Consider the following 19100-nt stretch of genomic DNA (forward strand, 5'->3'; position numbering starts at 1 on the left):
CACTCTATGTATGAATGATCACTAGAGTCAGGTAGCCCATAAAGTTACCTGACTCTTTGCGTGCAGAACCGAGCCGCAACAAGAGCTAATGTAAGAAATACGACAGATCCCAAAATGGAGTTCGATATAGCATGAGCGAATAGCAGCTTTGAAGAGGGATCCGAACGGATAGCCGCTTCAAATACGGTTATGAGAACAGCCAGACCTAACGATGAGCCGCTTTGATGCGCGACATTAATTAGACCCGAGGCGGCACCGGTATCGCGAGAATCCACATCTGATAACCCCAAAGCGGTCAGTGGCTGGAAAGCCAAGCCTGCGCCAATGCCCATGATGGCCAATAGGATGAACATTTGCGGGAAGAACGGAACTTGCACGAAGACGATTCGGCTCAGCCAGACTGTACCCATGATTGCGAGCAGCAAGCCGGCCATCAGGACCTTCCTATTTCCAAATCGGTGCAGCAACCCAGGCATCAAATACATCATTCCGAACTGGGCGCCTGTAAAGGGCAGGAAGGCTAACCCTGCTTCAAGAGAGCTGAAACCGAGAACGTTTTGCAAATATTGAGGAATAAAGAAAAAGAGCGAAAAATTCCCGCATACCAGTAGAAACCGTCCGAGATAAGCTCCGGACCGCTGGCGGCTCGCAAACAATCGGAGCGGGATGATCGGTTCATCCGCTCGAGCTTCAATAAGTACGAATGCCGCTAACAAAACCATCCCGGCTGCAAGCAAAATCCATGTTTCGAGTTTCCCCCAACCGTGATCCGCAGCTTGAACAAAGCCGTATACCAACGCAGTCATGCCGAGTACGGAGACGATCCCACCCCATAGATCAAAACGTCCGGTTCTCGTACTTGTTTTCTGAATAAACCTCTGTACCAAATACAGCAAGGCAATCCCTATGGGTACATTGATAAACATCCCGACGCGCCAAGAAATAAAATCAGTGAAAAATCCGCCAAGGATGAGACCGATACTGCCGCCAGCAGCCGAAACCGCGCTGTACATCGCGATCGCTTTGGAGCGTTCCTTGGCTTCTGTAAAGCTCGCTGACAGCAAGGCTAGCGCGGCAGGTGTTGCCAAGGCAGCCGCAAAGCCTTGGCAGGCGCGGGAAACCAGCAAAAATTCGGCGGTCGGCGCCAAACCGGCCAGCAGAGAGGTAAGCGAAAATAATCCAATGCCTACACCAAGAATTTTTCTGCGCCCCAGAAGATCTCCTGCCCGCGCACCGAGCAGCAAGAAACCGCCAAATGCCAAAATATAGCTGTTTTGGACCCAGGTCAAGCTGGTCGTCGACATATGAAGCGAACGACCGATTTGAGGCATTGCCGTTACCATAATCGAGGCGTCCAGCACAACGAGGAGCTGACAAGCGATAATAATGGTTAAAATCATCCATTTTGACTGTTGCATAAGCATGTTCCTTTCCTTATAGAAGATACTGGTCTGATGAATATTATGGATGGAGACGGCGGAAGGAAGTAGACCGTTCCTGCTTAAAACTTGCCTAAACCTGCAAGTCATTGTTTTTTTACACCATTCATTTGCATTGCAATCCTAATCAATGCCGGTATAATCTAAATAAAGATGGGAGGGGAGTATGGATGCCGGAACAAGGACTGGATAACCGCGTTAACATTGGAAAGAGTGTTTCTATTCATAAGAAAGCGCTGGATCAACTTCTTGCCATGACGGATCGGAGGAACCTGGCAGATGGGCGGACGCCAACCATAGTTCCGTTTTTTTCCATTATTAAGAACAGTCGGGATACCGTGCGAAGTCCAGGAGTGTTGACTCCTTCCTTTTGTCTGATTCTACAAGGGGCTAAGAAGCTTTACCTTGGTCAAGCTATCTATCACTACTCGGCGGGTGATTATTTGGCATCGTTGATCGATATGCCGGCTTCCGCCCAAGTCATCGGAGCTTCGGAAGAATCGCCGTATATTGGTTTGCGGATCGATTTTACGACGCAAGAAATCGCTTCTGTGGTCATGGAGGCGGAAATCGTCACGGAGCCAAAAGAGAAAGAGCTGAGCGCCGGAGCCTTCATCGGAAAATCGGATGCCGAGCTGCTGGACCTCTTTTTCCGGTTGCTGAAGCTAATCGATAAGCCTAAAGAAGCTCGATTTCTGTCCGAATTGATCAAGAAGGAAATGATTTTTAATTTACTATCTGGCGAGTATGGACATTTATTTTTCCAAAAGTCGCTTTTCGATCAAAGATCGGATGGAGTCGGGAAGGCGATCCAATGGATCAAAGATAATTACGCACGTTCTTTTACCGTCGAGGAACTCGCAAAATCCTGCAACATGAGTACCTCCGGACTGCATCATAAATTCAAAGCGATCACCACCATGGGGCCTTTGCAGTATCAAAAGCAGCTTCGTCTTCAGGAAGCCAGGCGACTGATGTTGAGCGGTCCCGTGGGGGCGACGACTGCCGCATTGACGGTAGGCTATGAAAGTCCGTCGCAATTCAATCGGGAATACCGCAGGCTTTTTGGCTTGCCTCCTCTGCAGGATGTTAAAGGGATGCGAAAATCTTCTTGCGCTGGGGGATTCGAGGATTGTTAGTTTCACTGCGGAGCCATACAAATATAAATTTTGGAATTGTAATAACGGAGCCACGCGGGTTAGCGGGCTCCGTTTTCTAATTTTTTTCACGGGGTTGAAGAAATGAACCAGAAATTGAAGCTTTGTCTCCTACAAATGAGGACAGACCGGCTTTTATAATAAGAGTACCGAAAGAAAGGAGAAGCCGCAGAAAATATGAAAGCGCTTCAGGTTGTCCGAGATCCTCGCATGGCAGGAAATCTTGCTAGGAGGTGAGAGGCTTGAACGAATAACCGACCATACCCATCTCTTCGTTTGTTCTGAGGGTAAAGGAAATGGGCAGCGATCTATGAGAAAAGTTAGGGAGGGGAATGAAATGATTTTAAGAAGAATCAATAGCAAAATAGCTTTATTAATGGCTTTACTGCTTTCCATCCAACTGATGCTCCAATTCTCGCCTGGGCCATTATCGAATACGGCTTATGCGGATCCGGTTACCGTAGTGGCGGCTCCACCGGTCCCTGCATATACGCATCCGCGAATTTTAATTACCCCCAATGAACTGCCTGCCCTAAAGGAGCGGTTGACGGATTCCGCGATCGGCAGAAGATCCATGCAGAGCATGCGCGCGTGGATTGATCATCATGTTACGAATGCGACAAAGCTGAAGCCGCTGTATGAGGCATTGGTTGCGGGGGATGCCAACACGCTTGCGACGTTTCCTGCCAGTTATGCAAGCTATTTGCTGCTTGTTTTGAATTATGAAGCCTTCTATACCTTGGTCACCGACGATGCGGCGAAAGGAGCCGAATTGTCCAAGGCCTTAGTATCGACCGTAAGGATTCTGGGTGGCACCATCTCCAACCCAAGCCTGAAATCCGCGATGGGCGCGGAATTATACAATCTGGGCTATTGCTATGACTTTATCTACAACTATATGACCGAGGCCCAGCGTACGGAAGTAAGAGACTTTATCTCCTCTACCACTTTGGGGAAGGTCTTGCCCGTTACGACGAATCCGGATCCTCGGATAAATCGGGATAACATTGCTCCGGTCACGACCCAATGGGGGTTGCTTGCTCTCGCTATCGAAGGGGAGACGGGCTATGATCCCAACGTGTATACTCAATCCGTCCAAGCGATGAACGAATATTTGAACCACGGTGTTTTTGAAACAGGAGCCGCAACCGAGGATATGCATTACGTGAATTATGGCATGTCGTTTGGCGCGCAAGCCTTAATCGCTATGGCCAAACGCGGTGACAGCCTGTATAACAATCCGGGTTTTCAGAATATGAAGAACTGGTATGTAAACTCGATCGAGCCCTACGGCTATAAATTCACCACACTTGGCGATACGACGAACGATTTGGGCGGATTGCTGCCCAACTACGTTCTGATGAAATGGCTGAACCCTGACGATCCGGTAGTCGATTTTATATGGCGCAACCGCGTGAGGGACGATTACACAGGCATCAAGTACCGCAACGATTTCTTGATGGCCGCGATGTTCGGACTGGACTGGACGGGAGGAGAAAACACCGAAAAGGCGCCTGTCGCCGATGACTGGGGAGTGGATACCAGCTCGAATCCTCCGATCGTCACATTGAAGCCGTATAATCCGGCTGCGCTTCAGCTTCCCGTTAGCTTCTTGGACAGCAACAGAGGGCTTTACATAACCCGCAATGAATGGTCCACAGATGCGATGGTTATGCACTTTGAGACCAATACCGACAGCTTCGGACCCAGCCACACGCATAGCAATGCCACGGATTTTACATTGACCGCATTAGGACAGAAGTGGGTCATTGACCGAGGCTACCACATCTATGAGTCGAACAACCATAATAATATTTCCATAGACGGCAAAGGGCAGGGCTTCTTCGGCGCGTACGGCAAAACCGAAGGCGTGCTCGACGGAGGGCTTGGCACGGTTTTTGTTGGAAATGCAAAAAATGCTTATGATTACAAATACACCTTCAAGAGTCGGCTCAATAACCCGGAGAACAAAGGATATACATGGGAGTTTGAACCTAAATCGCTTTGGCCGAGCAGCAGCGCCAACAGTACTTGGCGGGCGTCCTATAACCCTGTGGAGAAAGCATTCCGATCGGCCATGATGCTCCGGGGAGCCTATCCCTATGCACTTGTTTTGGACGATATTCAGAAGGATGCCAATCAGCATCTGTATGAATGGTTCATGCAAATTCCGAACAATGTGGAATCGAAAGGCGTAACAGGACCGGACATGACGCTGGGCTTGGTTGATGAAACCTCCAGCACGCCACGGATGCTGATCCGGTCGTTGACAGCAACGACGGGTACGCCGAGAGTCGATACCTTCGATGTCCGCAATTCGCCGGAAACGGGGTCCTACCAGAATGAAACGTTCGGAACGGGTAAAAAAGTGGTGATCCCCACCCAATCCGCGAACCCTGGTTTCAAAACCTTACTGTTCCCTCATAATCAAGGCATGGCACTGCCATCCACGACTATGCAGGGATCGAGCCTGACCGTCAGCTGGCCGGGTCAGAAGGACGTTTATACGTTCTCCAGCCGTACCGATGGCCGCACAGCCTATGGGATGGTCCGTAATGACGGCCAGGCCTTTTTAATGGTCGGTCTGACTTCGTACAATCCGACTGGCGCCATGTCGGTCGTTGCGGAACAGGACGGAGCGAACGTGCTTTATGAGTCGAATACGGTTACCGTATATGGTTCGGACTGGAAAAAGCTGACGGTAAATGTGCCGGGTGTTGTGCAAGTGAAGGTTTTGGACGATCAAGGCAATCCCAAGGATATGACGGGACTCATTCAATACACTCCGGGTGGGGTGATCATTACCGAGCAAAGCACCCCAGACACGCAGGCGCCGACCGCTCCGGCCAACTTGACCGCGACCGCCGTTTCGAGCAGTGAGATCCAACTGAGTTGGGCCGCTTCCACGGACAACAAGGGCGTTGTCGGGTACAAGGTTTACCGTGGTGGCGAGGAAGTGGGAACCACCACCGTGACGGAGTACAGCGACACGGGCTTAACGCCGTCGACAACCTACAGTTATACGGTGAAGGCGTACGATGCCGCAAATAACCTGTCCCCTGTCAGCAATACGGCGAGCACGGCTACCAGCGGCGTTCCTGTAACGGTGTTTAGCGATAACTTTGAAAGCGGGACTTTGAATGGATGGACAATAGCGAATGGTACATGGGCGAATGTAGTGGATGGCGCAAACCGTACGCTGAAGAAGACCTCTTCGGCAGAAGGCATCATTGTAGCAGGAGACGATTGGTCGGACATCACTTATACAGGCAAAATCAATGTGCCGCAAACGGGCACCAACGCGGGGCTTGTATTCCGATATGCCGATGTGAACAACTTCTACCATTTCAGAATATACGCCGGCAACGCTGAGCTGTACAAGAAGGTAGGAGGAACCATGACGAAGGTTGCGGGCACGGCAAGCAATATGTCTGTAAACCAGTGGCATACGTTCAAAGTAATCGTGACCGGTAATAACATCAAGGGGTATATCGACGACGTTCTGCAACTTGATTGGACCAACAGCATAAACGAGCTTGCCAGCGGAAAGATCGGATTCCGGTCCGCCTCTAACCCATCACCAATGTTTGACGATGCCCAGGTCACAACGCAATCCGCACCCAACCCACCTATTCAGAAGGTTGCAAGCATTAGAGTGACCGGAGTGAACGAAGCCACTTACATGAACCGGCTGGGAAGCACGTTGCAGATGCTCGCAGCAGTCGCTCCCCAGGATGCGGCTGATAAGTCGGTCACCTGGTCCATACGAGGAATCGACGGGGCGGCTGCCGACGCGGCTTCCATAAGCAACACCGGTTTGCTAACGGCACGGAAAGACGGAATCGTGAGAGTCATAGCTGCTGCAAACGATGGCTCAGGCGTAAGGGGCGAGGTGAACGTTACGATTGATTCGCTGGCACCGGTTACTACAGCGACCGTGTTGCCGGCACAACCGGATGGACAGAACGGATGGTATACAGATAACGTAACGGTAAGCCTCGCAGCGGAAGATCCTTTGACAGGCGTGGCCAGAACGGAGATCAGCCTTGACGGAGGGGCGGTCTGGCAAGCTTACATGGCTCCGGTAACTATCGATCAAGACGGCAGCTATTCCGTCCTATACCGATCGGTGGACAAGGCAGGGAACGTGGAAGCGGCACATACCATTCCGATTCGTCTGGACTCGCATGCACCGGACATCTCGATCTCCTTGCCTGCCGGCGGAAGCAGCTTAAGCGATTCCGGAGATATAACCCTGCAATTTACGGCGACCGATGATCAATCGGGGGTGGACAGCAGCAAGACAACCGTTACTTTGAATGGTCGAACGATCCGGCATGATGCCACGATTCTGCTCTACACTTTAACGCTTGGCTCGCACACGCTTTCCATTACAACGGCTGACCTGGCGGGGAATACGAAGAGCATGAGCTCGACCTTTCAGACGGTCACGAGTGTCGATGCCTTAAAAGAATTGGTAACGCGCTTCATCGGAGAGAACCGGATCGATAACCCCGGTATTGCAAACAGCTTGATGATGAAACTGGAAAATAACAATTTGGAAAGCTTCATCCATGAAGTGGAGGCCCAAAGCGGCAAGCACATTTCAAGCGAATCGGCGGATTATTTGCTTCGGGATGCAAGATTTTTACACAATCGTTCGAAATAGTTACCATTTACAATGTGAAGAGATCACTCTGGGGAAATGGATGTGCCAATTGCACCCGATTCCTGAGAGTGGTCTTTTTTTGCTTGAGACGGCATTTTTCCTGCCGTTTGGGCAGAAGAAAGTATTGACAAGGATTTCTTGACTGTACTATTCTTTATTTTGAATAATAACATTACTATGTTCTGTATATTGAATAATTACAATAAGAAAGTGGGTGTGAGCAAACATACGATTTAAAAAATAGGAAAGGATCCGACCGTTTCAATGGTTATAGATAACCGTTTTACACCGGTAAGCGAGGAACAATTAAAGCACGCCATCCGGGATAGCTTCGGGGCTGAAACTCAACTACGCTCGTATACCGTGGTCGGTGGAGGTGTATCCAACACGTCGTACTTAATCGAGCTGATAGATGAGAAGAAAAGATTCATCTTCCGATTCGCTCCAGTCAATAAAGACCTACTCTTTGAATTTGAGAAAGGCATGCTGGCGATTGAACCCGTACTCTACAAGCGAATGGCCGAGAAAGGGATCCCTGTACCCACAGTCGTGCGATATGATGATTCGTTCCGATCCATCAATCGGGAATATTCCATTGTAGAGTATATCGAGGGATGTTTGGAGCATGCCAACCTTCCTCCTGCTTTGAGATCCGATGTGCTTGTTCAACTGGGAAAAATGACGCGGGACTTACATACGATTCATCATTCGCGGTTCGGTTGGCCCAGGGCGGACGGCTCCGTTCGCGGTTCGTATCGCTGGTCCGATGTCTTAATGGAATATGCCGAAGAAATCTGCCGCCGGAATTCCAATTTCGGTTTGGTCGAAGATTCGACTCTACATCGGTTCTACCGATTTATTCGTGAACATCGGGCGCTCTTTGACGGGGTCGGCAAGCCGAGTTTGGTCCATAACGACATCTGGGAACCGAATATCCTGGTCCAGAAAGAGGGAGGGAAGTGCAGAATCGCGGCGCTTATCGATCCGGAACGTGCCCTCTATGCCGATCCCGAGTATGAGTACGCACTTTGGGGGAATGACCGAAGTTTTATGCAAGGATACGGCAAGGAGCTGGATGGCTCGAAGGACGGCATATCGAGAAGGCTAGCGTACAGGATGATCAATCATTTCTACATGGTATATGTCTGGAAGATTCATAGTGGGGATCAAAAGCAAAGTGAAGCCTCAAAAACAAAAGGAATGGCAGACTTGACGGAGCTGGAGCGCTCCGCACTATGAAGGAATGGAAGAAGTCTATTATGTAGCGGCATGACTTCTTGGACCAATATAGCAAGGGAAACACGAACGGAGGAGGATGGGGATGTTAAGATTTTTAAAGCAGGGCAGATCGGCTGCCGGCGGATTCATGGGCGAACAAACGGTCTATGAAACGGTACGGGATGCCATTCAAGATGTTAAGGTCCGCGGTGACGCTGCTGTCCGGGAGATGTCGGAAAAATTCGATCGTTGGTCGGAAGCCGGTGAACGGCCATGAGCGAGCTCCCGCTGTACCAAAGCCGCGTCTTTACCGCCGAGCACGGATTCACGGCCGGGATTGAAGGACCGGCGACGGATGGGCATGGAAACCTGTATGCGGTCAACTATGCTAGAGAGCATACGATCGGATGCGTCACCCCGGATGGGAATTGCTCTGTGTTTGTTCAGCTTCCGAACGGCAGCATCGGCAACGGGATTCGCTTCAACAGCCGGGGAGAGATGCTGGTTGCCGATTATACGAATCACAATATTTTAAAGGTGGATATGCCATCGAGAGAAGTCACACTATTCGCACACGAAACGCGGATGAGCCAGCCGAATGATATTTGCATCACCCCCGATGACGTACTGTTCGCTAGCGACCCTGACTGGCAAGCTTCTACCGGGCGAATTTGGAGGGTTGATCGGGAAGGCCGAGTCACTCTGATGGAAGCGGGAATGGGGACGACTAACGGCATCGAAGTAACTCCTGACGGGAAGGCGCTTTATGTGAACGAATCCGTTCAACGTCGAATATACCGCTATGATCTGACGCCCGACCATGAACTTCGCAACAAGACGCTCGTCATGGAATTTTCGGATTTCGGCCTCGACGGCATGCGGTGCGATCTCGACGGCAATCTCTATGTGACCCGATGGGGCAAGGGCACTGTCGTGAAATTGTCCCCGCACGGAAAGCTGCTTCGGGAGATTGCCTTGACAGGGAAGAACTGCACAAATCTGACCTTCGGGGGTGCCGACGGCAAAACCTGTTATGTGACGGTGGCCGATCGGAGAAATGTGGAGATGTTTACCGTGGAAACAACCGGTCGATGCTGGTTCCGAGCCGCACATCCCTGGTAGAGCAGGAGCGAATAATCAAGCAAAACGCCAGCACAACATCATGTTGTGCTGGCGGCGCCTGGCGGGGTGTGAGCTCATTTCTTCGGATAGGGCCCCGAATAGCCCAGATTACGGGACAGTGCTTCAGCGGTTACCATGAGCTTTTTGCCATACTCGTGGAACTCTTGGACCGGCAAATTGCTCTTGAGCGTCGTGAGACTGACGGCACCGAACATAAGGCCGTCCTCCATGAAAATCGGAGCGCCCAAACAGCGAACGCCGATCTCTCCCTCCTCGTCGTCTACGGAATAGCCGTATTCCCGGATCTGCTTCAAGTGGTCGCGAAACACCCGCTCATTCGTAATTGAATTGGGTGTAAAGTTGTTGAAGCCTTTGGAAAACACGACCTGCAGCTCGCTTTCCGGCAAATAAGCGGCGATCGCTTTTCCGACGGAAGTCGTATTCATCAGCTTCCGCTCCCCGACATAAGACAAAAATCGGATGGTTCCGGGCCCTTCGATTTTTTCGATGCAAACCGTTTCCCCGTGATCGTAGGCTGCTAAATGAACGGTGAAGCGGGTCTCGTTCTTTAATTGCTCCAGATGCGAAACAAACGTTTCCTTTATATTCAAGTTACGCAGCGCGGACATGCCAAGGCTGTACAGCGCCAGACCGAGCTGAAAGCCGCCTTTCTTGTCCCGTCGGATGAAGTTATGCGCTTCCAATGTTTGCAAGATAGAAAACACGCTGGTTTTCGGGAGCTTCAATTCACTGCTGAGGTCGGACAAGTTAAGTCCGCCGTTTTTCGCCAAGTAATCGAGTATGGCTATCGTCTTTTCCAATGCTGGGACCGTATATTTCATTTTGGTCTGAGTATTATTTTCCATCAATCGTTTCCTCCCATATCTGTATTGTAGCTTTTTGCAATTATTTTGCAACCGGAAACGTACGGAGCTGTCCCTTGGCTTGGGACAGCTCCTGTTTTTTGCGCAGCTAGGAAGCAATCGCTTCCAAAAAAGCAATTGACAACTTATACGCGCCGGATTATCCTATATGTGGAATTATATTTTACGTATGTTCATCATACGGAACAACGACAAGGGGGATGCTGTAAAATTTACTAGTTAGGCGGTTTGAGTCTTGCAATCGATTGGCCAATAGGACATGGAGGACTGAACGATATGAAATGGATAGATGCTCATTGCCATGTAGGGCAAGGAATCATGAACGGAATGGATCCGGAACGTCTCTTGGACACGATGGATCGGCTTGAAATCGCTCAAGCGGTCATCGTGCCCTGGGACCGTGCGATAGCTGTAGACAACCGCGAAGGAAATCAATACACGCTTGAGCTGACTAAGCGATTCCCCGACCGTTTCGTTTCCTTCTGTACGGTTAACCCGTGGTACGGGGATCGGGCATTGGAAGAGCTGGACCGTTGCGCAGGCTCCGGTGCGAAAGGGCTTAAGCTTCACCCACCCTATCAAGGCTTCCAGCTCTCGGATGAGTTTATTTTGCCGGTGATCGAAAGAGCTTTGGATCACAGGCTGCCAATTTACGCGCCGACAGGCACTCCCGTCACCGCTATGCCGATGCAGATGGCTTATTTGGCGGACAAATACCCGGAGGGTGTATTCATTCAGGGGCATTTCGGTTTTCCGGACTTCTGGATCGATGCGATTCCGTCAGTGGAGCATCGGCCTAATATTTATGTCGATATCGCGTATAACTCCATCTCTACCATTGAAGGCGCCGTTCACAAGCTCGGTGCGGAACGGATCGTTTTCTCGTCCGATGCCCCTTATCTGTCGCTGGAAAACGAGCTGGACCGACTGCTCAGCTGCAGCCTTACCGAGGAACAATTGCACCAAATCGGCCGAGACAATATGAAACGGATTCTGGAAGGGGCGGGTGCGAGGTGATTATTGACTTTCATACGCATATTTTCGGCGGCGTTTATACGGAGAAAACGAACCCGGAAGATTTCCTGTCCATGATGGACCGAAACAAGATCGAGAAAAGTCTGCTGCTTCCGCTTGACGGTTTTTTCAGCGACTTCCAGCAGGACAACGATCTGGTGTCCGATCTGGTGGCGCAATACCCGGATCGGTTTGCCGGCCTCGGAACGATTGACCCGAGACAAGGCGAGAAGGCGCTGCGGGAAATTGACCGTTGTCTCGATGAAACGAATCTCATCGGCTTCAAATTCCATTCCTGGCTTCAAGCTTTCGGTCCGCTTGACGCCGAATTCATGCGGCTGGCCGAAGAAGGGAATCGCCGAAAAGCACTGTTCTTTTTCCACGATGGCACTCCCCCGTATTCCGAACCGTTCCAACTGGCGGAGATCGCCAAACGGTTTCCGGATCTAACCGTTGTGCTCGGGCATGCCGGATTGCCGGACCTGTGGAGGGAGTCCCTGCTGGCTGCGCTGAAGCACGACAATATATGGCTGTGCTTCTGCGGAACGCCTCAATGGGGAATGGAAGAGATTACGAAACGGATGGGCGGAGAACGTATCGTATGGGGGTCGGATTATCCGGCGGCCAAGGCGCAGGACGTGACGGAGCGGATCAAGCAAATCCATTATCTCCCTTTCTCGGATTCCGTGAAGGAAAGAATTTTGTATTCCAATGCTCAGCAGCTGTTCAGGCAATTCGATAAGCCGGTGAAGCAGTAAGGGAATCCGTGAGATTAACCCAGTTATCGCCCGCAGCTATACATATCAAATCCGTAATTAGAGGCGGTACTGCCAGACAAATCAAATAAGCAGAGGAGCGAATGTCTCATGAACTTGTCAACCGTAGGGGAAGGACCGAAGCGAATATCGATGGGGTCCAAAAGCCGGTACGGCATCGAGCTGGAAAACTCTCATCTCGCGATATGGCTGCAAAGCTCGCTCAAGCGGGTATTTCCGACCTCGGAACCGGAGGGCGGACAATCGATCGAACTGATCACTCCGCGCAACGCCAAGCTGTCCTTCCAGGCGTGCCTGAAAAACCACAGGACGATGCCGATTCAGGTGGAGTGCGAGGCCGAAGCGGCCGCAGGCATAGAGGTTCAAGTCCGCCGGGTAGGGTATGTGCCTCAGCGATATCTCACTCACGACACCGATCCGTCCGAGCTGGACGGCTTCGAGCACGGTCCGGGTCTCGTTCCCGACCCGCTCTTTCCCGAGGCCCAAGCTATCGTCCGTCCTTATAACAATCAGTCGTTCTGGATCAGCGTGCAAGTGTCGGAATCGATCAAGCCGGGCGTTTATCCGGTGCGAATCAGGTTCAAGAGTCCCGCCCTGGAGGAAGAGCAAGTGTTGACCGCCCATGTGGATGTCCGGTCAACCGTGCTGCAGAAGCGCCGAGATTTCCCCGTAACGCATTGGTGGAATCTCGACTGCATCTACGACTGGTATAAGCTGGAGGAGCCGTTTTGCGACGAATTTTTCAAGCTCGTGCGCACGTACATGCAGAATATGATGGATCACGGCTCCAACGTCATTTATGTTTCGATTCTGAACGGCCGCAGAGAAATCATGAAGCGCCCTCCGCAGCTGTTGATCGTGAAAGAAACCGAGCCGGGACGATACGCATTCGATTTTTCGCGGGTTCGCAAAATGGTCGGGATCGCCAAGGAAATCGGGTTCGAATGGTTCGAATGGACGCATTTCTGGGCTTACAGCCACAATGTAGAACGCGCCGCGTCGGCCGGCAACCCGACCAATATTTATACGGAGCGGGACGGCAAGATGGAGCTCTTGTTCCCGCCCGATCTCGACGGGACGGGAGAAGTATTCGCGAATTATATGAACCAGTTCCTCCCGGCGTTCAAGCGATTCCTGGAAGAGGAAGGCATCCTGGAACATTCCTTGTTCCATATTTGCGATGAGCCCCGGGATCGTCCGGAGGATATCGAGAGCTACCGGAAGGCCAGGAAGCTGCTGGAAACGATCGATCCTTCGATCAAGGTGATGGACGCCGTCTACAGCGACCTGTATGCCGTCCCTGGGCTGACCGATTACCCGGTGCCGCAGGCGCCTGGCGCGAACACTTATTTGAAGAAGGGAATCCCGCACTGGGTTTATTATTGCATGAGCCCGCAAGGTCCGTTTATCAATCGTTTCTTTGACACGAAGCTGCCCAAAGTGCGGATCCAGGGACTGATGTTTTATAAGCTCAAAACGCTTGGATTTCTGCATTGGGGCTTCAACTACTGGTACATCCTGAATAATGGCTTCGACCCCGAGGTTCAGGTCATGGTCGATCCGTTCACCGACGGATCCGCGGGAGCCAAGGCGCCGTATGGGGATGCGTTCGTCGTTTATCCAGGCGCGGACGGCCCGATCGATTCGATTCGTTGGGAAGTATTCGCCGAAGCGATGCAGGATTATGCGCTTCTTCAGGCGCTCAATATCAGCCCCGACGACGAGCGGCTTCTGCCGATCCACAGCTACAGCGACTTCCCCAAGTCGGAGCAATGGTTCGAGGATACGATGAGGATGCTGTTGTCCTAACTGAATAGGGTCAAGATTCCATCCAGCCGCGTTTCCCCCGCATGACACTTAATCGTCCTTCAGCTTGTCTTGTTGCAAGAGGAAGGACGATTTCCATCCCGTCCTTTACGTTAAAAACATATTCTGCAGGCAGAAAACACGGAAAACAATATTGACAATCATAAAGTCGAATATTATCCTGTATATAGAATACTACATAGTTATTGTTCCGGATATGGAACGATAGGGCGATTGACAGCGGGGGGATTATACTCAAATTCATGAATGAAGGAGGTTGTGAACTTCTACGAGAACATCTTGGAAGCGTTTACTGTAAGGGGTTAGCTGTTGTTGTTGTTCCAATGAAACTAATCATTAGGAGATGACGATATGAGAGGCTTTCATAGACAAAAGATGGTGCTGATCTGGGCCATGTGCGCGCTGCTCGTTTTATTGGCCGCTTGCTCCAGTTCAGGAGGCTCGACAAGTTCGCCTTCGCCCACCAATCCGCCTTCCGGTACTTCTGCTCCCACTGCCGCAGCCAGATCGGAATACGTGATCAAGTATATGGTGCCGGGCGGCGACGGGAAGCTGAAGCGCAGCGATGAAACGGAAATCGGAAAAGTCATTAAAGATAAATTCAACATCGTGATCGAATACGTTCCTTATGCGGGAAACTGGGACGAGAAAACGAATATGATGCTCGCCGCCAAGGACTACCCGGAAATTCTCTGGATTCAGGGCAACATCAACTACAAGAAGTACCAGCAAGCGGGCGCGCTCGTGGCGCTGGACGATTATTTGCCCCAGTTGACCAATTTCCAGAACCGCTGGAAGGAACAAATTCCTTTCTGGAGAGGGCTTGCGAACGACAAGAAGCTGTATAAATGGGAGTTCGGCAATTTCGACTCTTCTACGCTGGGAGCGGGGAACGACATCTGGGTCCGGATCGACGCTCTGGCGAAGCAAGGCTATCCGCAGCTTCATTCGGAGGACGATTGGGTCAAGTTTTTGAAGCAGGCGATGAAAGACTTCCCGACGGCGCCGGACGGCTCCAAAACGATCGGGATGACCGCCCCGTTCGGCGAAGCATACGGCATGGCGGGAATTGCGGGCATCTTGTACGAAAAAGGCGGCAAAACGACGGGAGTAGGCGGCAATGAAGGCGTCCTGTTCAGCAGCGCGGCAAACAAATTCGAAGACTACTTCAAAAACCAGGACGTCGTCGATTCCTTTAAGTTTTTCAACCGGCTCTACCGCGAAGGCATCCTCGATCCCGAAAGCTTCACCGACAAGGTACCTCAGGTTAGGGAAAAGACGAACAGCGGACGGTCGATCAGCTCCTGGTACTCCGGGACGCACAACAACAACCAGATCAAATCGTCGGGCCGTCCGGACCAGCAATTCATCATGATGCCGATCCAGAGCAACCGGCAAATCCAGAACAAGGAACCGCGCCTTATGATGGAGCTGGACATTTATCCGTTCTACTCCATGGTCATTACGAAGAACGCCAAAGATCCGAAACGAATCGTGGAGCTGCTCGACTTCTTCGCCTCCGAAGAAGGGCAAATCTTGATGCAGAACGGGATCGAAGGCAAGCATTACACGGTTCAGAACGGCGTGCGCGTTCCTACGGATTTCTACAAAACCGAGACGAAAAATCCGGATAACAAGACGGGTTTATCCGGCGGCAACTGGTTTATTTTCGGTCAGGACAAACGCGCCGGTAAAGATGGCAAACCGTACTCCTTCGGCTACGATCCGCAGCTGCGGGATGAGCTGGGCCAAACGCCCGAGACGATGAACGCCATTCAGAAGCTGGGCTGGAAATCGTCGGTCGAGTGGTGGCAAAAGAACGGCAAAGGCGCGAAGGTCGGCCTGATCGGCAATATCAAGCTCGATCCGACCTCGGAGCTGAATCCGGTCTATCAAAAGATGGTAGATCTCCGCGTCAAAAACACGCCGAAGCTGATCATGGCGAAGAGCGAGGCCGAATTCGATCAAATCTACAAGGACCTGCTCGCGGAATACGAGAAGCTGAATCCGCAGAAGGTGATCGACAAGTTTAACGAAATGTATCAGGCCGAGTTAAACTCAGCCAAAAAGTAAGCCGCATTAGGCGGATCATGTCACAACGGACCGACCGGTTGTCCTGACCGGTTGGTCCGCAACATTAGAAGGCGGGTGCTGTACGGTGGCGTCTAAGCTGTATCGACAACGTTATTTGATTCTCATGCTGGCGCCTGCAATCATAGCGGTGCTGATATTCGAATATATCCCGCTCGCCGGCTGGTTGATGGCGTTCAAACGGTATCAGGTCGGTCTGAGCATATGGGACGCTCAATGGGTCGGACTCGACAATTTCAAGCTGTTCTTCGTTCAGAGCAAGGATTACATCTACGTGCTGCGCAATACGCTGAGCATGAACCTGATGTCGATCGTCGTCAATTTGTCTCTGGGCCTGATCTTCGCCGTCCTGCTCAACGAAATCCGTATCCGGTTTTTCATCAAGACGGTCCAGACGGTTTCCTTTTTTCCGTTTTTCATTTCGTACGTCATCACGTATTCCATAGCGAACAGCTTCCTGGCCCAAAATTCCGGCATCCTCAACCAACTGATGGTCAAATGGGGATGGCTTGAGAGAGGGATCAATTTTCTTGGAGACCCGGACTACTCCTGGTTTCTTGTCATTTTTCTACAGGCATGGAAGTCGATCGGGTATATAAGCATCATATTTCTCGCCGCGATTTCGGCCATCCCGACCGAGCAGTATGAGGCGGCGGACATCGACGGGGCTTCCCGTTTACAAAAAATACGGTTTATCACGATACCGAACCTGATCCCAACCTTGATCGTCATCCTCATCATGAACAGCGGGTGGGTGTTGAATTCGAATTTCGAGTTGTACTTTATGTTCACCAATGCGACGAATTGGGAAAGAATGGAAGTTCTTGATATGTATATTTATAAATTCGGTCTGAAGCAGCTTGATTACTCGTATGCTACCGCCGTCGGGATCATGAAAACAGTCGTCAGCATCGTGCTTCTGTTATTGACCAACGCATTGGCGCGCAAAGCGACGGGAAGATCCGTGTTCTGATCAAGGAGGAGACATCCGTGCATAAGCTTTCATTCGGGGACCGAGTATTCGACTTCGTCAATGCTCTGATCATGATCGTGTTGTTCGTCGTGATGGTGTTTCCATTTCTTCATATCATCAATTATTCCATAAGCGATTTCACGAAAGTGAGCGGGCATTTCCTGCTTTATCCGAGAGGCGCGACGCTGGAGTCGTACCGGGCGATGTTTCAAAATCCGAATCTTCTGCACAGCATTTTCATTTCCGTCGCCCGGACCGTTGTCGGAACGTCGATCATGGTGTTCTTCACCTCCATGGCCGGCTATGTCGTCTCTCGCGACGATATGCTCGGAATCAAATATATTCGCAAGTTTTTCGTATTCACGATGTACTTCAGCGTGGGGCTAATCCCAATGTATCTGTTGATCCAGAAGCTTGGATTGACCGGCACGTTTTGGGTTTACGTCATTCCCGGGGCCGTCGGCGTGTTCAATATGATCCTGATCAAAACGTATGTCGAGAGCTTGCCCAAGGAGCTGGAGGACGCGGCCTTTATCGACGGCGCCAGCGATCTGTATTTGTTTTTCCGGATCATATTCCCGCTCAGCGCGCCCGTTGTCGCCGCCATCTCGTTATTCTCAGCCATCGGGCAATGGAATTCGTTTGTCGACACCCAATTTTACAATGCGATGAATCCGGAGCTGTTCCCGCTCTCGTACGTCTTATATATCGCACTTCAATCCATTACATCCATTGAGCAGTTCCAGCTGGACCAGGAGGCCATGCGTGCGGTGACTCCGGAGACGCTGAAAATGGCGATGACGGTCATCACCGTGCTGCCAATTATGATCGTGTATCCGTTTTTGCAAAAGCATTTTATGAAGGGAATGTTGATCGGTTCCATCAAGGGCTGAATGATCAACCAAGAAAAGAGATGATGAACTTGCTTTTTGATTGCCACACCCATTTGGTGGAGCCTCATCACATATCGGGTCATTTCCTGGCGGACGCCAAGAAGGCTTGGGGCGAGAGCTTCCGGCTGAGCAGCACCCCGGAGGAACACCGCAAAGCGAACGAGGGCTGTACGGGCGCGATTGTGCTCGCGCTTGACGCACCGGCGGTAGGGTTCAACGTGCCGAATGAATGGGTGGCGCAGTATACGGCTGAGAACCCGACAAGACTGTTCGGCTTCGCCAGCGTCGACCCCAACCGGGACAGCCCGGAACGCCTGCTGGAAGCGGCGGTCAAGGAGCTTCATCTGAAGGGCTTGAAGCTCGCTCCGATCTATCAGGATTTTCATCCGCTGGATCGGATCTGTTACCCGCTCTATGCCAAAGCACAAGAATTGAAGCTGCCCATTATGTGGCACCAGGGCACGTCGTTCGTCCATAAAGGCCCGCTTGAGAAATCGCGGCCGGTCTATCTCGATCCGGTTGCCCGCTCCTTCCCGGATTTGAAAATGATCATCGCCCACATGGGCCATCCATGGATGGGCGAGACGATCAGCGTCGTTCGGAAAAATCCGAACGTGTTCACCGATATTTCCGCCTTGGCCAGCCGTCCGTGGCAGATGTACAATGCGCTTGTCGAAGCGGTGGAGTATGGGATTGAGGACAAACTTCTATTCGGTACCGACTTTCCGTTTTTTACTGTGGAGCGAACGGTCGAGTCGTTGCGGAATATAAATCTTGCCGTTGATGGGACGAACCTGCCTAGAGTTCCGGAACGGGTCATCGAGAAAATTTTGCACAAAAATACGCCTGAATTGCTTGGTCTTGTGTAGCGACACAGTCAAAACCGTTCCCTTTGGTTTGGAAGACAGGCTTCGAGAGGCCCGGATACCGGCCTGGTACGAAGCCCTTTCCAAATTCCTATCGATTTCGGCAATTATAAAGGGAGGTGAGCCAAGGGAAATTGTAAACGCAGGTCATTTCGCGATGTTTTGACAAAG

At 51.2% G+C, this 19100-nt stretch carries 14 protein-coding genes; 12 read left to right on the plus strand and 2 right to left on the minus strand.

Translation table 11 applies throughout. From position 1 onward, the window contains the following. Positions 1-44: 44 nt before the first annotated feature. On the minus strand, positions 45-1418 hold the full coding sequence (locus ACI5FR_RS10205; protein WP_405453943.1) for an MFS transporter: 1374 nt from the start codon (positions 1416-1418) through the stop codon (positions 45-47). A gap of 191 nt (positions 1419-1609) precedes the next feature. Here ACI5FR_RS10205 and ACI5FR_RS10210 point away from each other — a divergent pair, with 191 nt between their 5' ends. From ACI5FR_RS10210 to ACI5FR_RS10230, 5 genes are all read left to right on the plus strand, one after another. Next, positions 1610-2578, plus strand: coding sequence for an AraC family transcriptional regulator N-terminal domain-containing protein (locus tag ACI5FR_RS10210; RefSeq protein WP_405453946.1), 969 nt, complete (start codon positions 1610-1612; stop codon positions 2576-2578). Positions 2579-2933: 355 nt separating this feature from the next. Next, the gene (locus ACI5FR_RS10215; protein ID WP_405453949.1) at positions 2934-7265 is read left to right on the plus strand and encodes an OmpL47-type beta-barrel domain-containing protein; all 4332 of its coding nucleotides are present in this window, start codon (positions 2934-2936) and stop codon (positions 7263-7265) included. 264 nt (positions 7266-7529) lie between these two features. After that, entirely contained in the window at positions 7530-8504 is a 975-nt protein-coding gene (locus tag ACI5FR_RS10220; RefSeq protein WP_405453952.1) for a phosphotransferase family protein, read from the plus strand. An 82-nt stretch (positions 8505-8586) separates the two neighbouring features. Then, positions 8587-8760: a hypothetical protein gene (locus tag ACI5FR_RS10225; protein WP_405453955.1), complete on the plus strand. Its 174-nt coding sequence runs from the start codon at positions 8587-8589 to the stop codon at positions 8758-8760. Further along, on the plus strand, positions 8757-9605 hold the full coding sequence (locus ACI5FR_RS10230) for an SMP-30/gluconolactonase/LRE family protein (protein WP_405453957.1): 849 nt from the start codon (positions 8757-8759) through the stop codon (positions 9603-9605). The genes ACI5FR_RS10225 and ACI5FR_RS10230 overlap by 4 nt, the downstream gene beginning before the upstream one ends. 74 nt (positions 9606-9679) lie before the next feature. Here ACI5FR_RS10230 and ACI5FR_RS10235 read toward each other — a convergent pair whose 3' ends face one another. Further along, the gene (locus ACI5FR_RS10235) at positions 9680-10471 is read right to left on the minus strand and encodes an IclR family transcriptional regulator (protein WP_405453959.1); all 792 of its coding nucleotides are present in this window, start codon (positions 10469-10471) and stop codon (positions 9680-9682) included. A 294-nt stretch (positions 10472-10765) separates the two neighbouring features. Between ACI5FR_RS10235 and ACI5FR_RS10240 the strand changes: the two genes are divergently transcribed. From ACI5FR_RS10240 to ACI5FR_RS10270, 7 genes are all read left to right on the plus strand, one after another. Beyond that, positions 10766-11506 carry an amidohydrolase family protein gene (locus ACI5FR_RS10240; protein ID WP_405453962.1) on the plus strand — a complete coding sequence of 247 codons (741 nt, stop codon included), beginning with the start codon at positions 10766-10768 and terminating at the stop codon, positions 11504-11506. Continuing rightward, positions 11503-12261, plus strand: a complete 759-nt coding sequence (locus ACI5FR_RS10245; RefSeq protein WP_405453964.1) for an amidohydrolase family protein — start codon at positions 11503-11505, stop codon at positions 12259-12261. The genes ACI5FR_RS10240 and ACI5FR_RS10245 overlap by 4 nt, the downstream gene beginning before the upstream one ends. A gap of 108 nt (positions 12262-12369) precedes the next feature. After that, positions 12370-14088 carry a DUF4091 domain-containing protein gene (locus tag ACI5FR_RS10250; protein ID WP_405453967.1) on the plus strand — a complete coding sequence of 573 codons (1719 nt, stop codon included), beginning with the start codon at positions 12370-12372 and terminating at the stop codon, positions 14086-14088. A 369-nt stretch (positions 14089-14457) separates the two neighbouring features. Next, a complete protein-coding gene (locus ACI5FR_RS10255) occupies positions 14458-16179 on the plus strand; it encodes a type 2 periplasmic-binding domain-containing protein (RefSeq protein WP_405453970.1) in 1722 nt (573 codons plus the stop codon). An 85-nt stretch (positions 16180-16264) separates the two neighbouring features. Next, positions 16265-17170, plus strand: a complete 906-nt coding sequence (locus ACI5FR_RS10260; RefSeq protein WP_405453973.1) for an ABC transporter permease — start codon at positions 16265-16267, stop codon at positions 17168-17170. Between the two features lie 17 nt (positions 17171-17187). Then, complete coding sequence (locus ACI5FR_RS10265) at positions 17188-18063, plus strand: carbohydrate ABC transporter permease (RefSeq protein WP_405453976.1); 876 nt, start codon at positions 17188-17190, stop codon at positions 18061-18063. A 23-nt stretch (positions 18064-18086) separates the two neighbouring features. Beyond that, entirely contained in the window at positions 18087-18932 is an 846-nt protein-coding gene (locus ACI5FR_RS10270) for an amidohydrolase family protein (protein WP_405453979.1), read from the plus strand. Positions 18933-19100 lie beyond the last annotated feature (168 nt).

This window comes from Paenibacillus sp. HJGM_3 (assembly GCF_045062745.1).
GTDB lineage: Bacteria > Bacillota > Bacilli > Paenibacillales > NBRC-103111 > Paenibacillus_AA.

Bases quoted from the DNA above. Each gene is read 5' to 3' on its own strand.
- ACI5FR_RS10205 (WP_405453943.1), bottom strand. From the start codon at position 1,418: ATGCAACAGTCAAAATGGATGATTTTAACCATTATTATCGCTTGTCAG.
- ACI5FR_RS10210 (WP_405453946.1), top strand. From the start codon at position 1,610: ATGCCGGAACAAGGACTGGATAACCGCGTTAACATTGGAAAGAGTGTT.
- ACI5FR_RS10215 (WP_405453949.1), top strand. From the start codon at position 2,934: ATGATTTTAAGAAGAATCAATAGCAAAATAGCTTTATTAATGGCTTTA.
- ACI5FR_RS10220 (WP_405453952.1), top strand. From the start codon at position 7,530: ATGGTTATAGATAACCGTTTTACACCGGTAAGCGAGGAACAATTAAAG.
- ACI5FR_RS10225 (WP_405453955.1), top strand. From the start codon at position 8,587: ATGTTAAGATTTTTAAAGCAGGGCAGATCGGCTGCCGGCGGATTCATG.
- ACI5FR_RS10230 (WP_405453957.1), top strand. From the start codon at position 8,757: ATGAGCGAGCTCCCGCTGTACCAAAGCCGCGTCTTTACCGCCGAGCAC.
- ACI5FR_RS10235 (WP_405453959.1), bottom strand. From the start codon at position 10,471: ATGGAAAATAATACTCAGACCAAAATGAAATATACGGTCCCAGCATTG.
- ACI5FR_RS10240 (WP_405453962.1), top strand. From the start codon at position 10,766: ATGAAATGGATAGATGCTCATTGCCATGTAGGGCAAGGAATCATGAAC.
- ACI5FR_RS10250 (WP_405453967.1), top strand. From the start codon at position 12,370: ATGAACTTGTCAACCGTAGGGGAAGGACCGAAGCGAATATCGATGGGG.
- ACI5FR_RS10255 (WP_405453970.1), top strand. From the start codon at position 14,458: ATGAGAGGCTTTCATAGACAAAAGATGGTGCTGATCTGGGCCATGTGC.
- ACI5FR_RS10270 (WP_405453979.1), top strand. From the start codon at position 18,087: ATGAACTTGCTTTTTGATTGCCACACCCATTTGGTGGAGCCTCATCAC.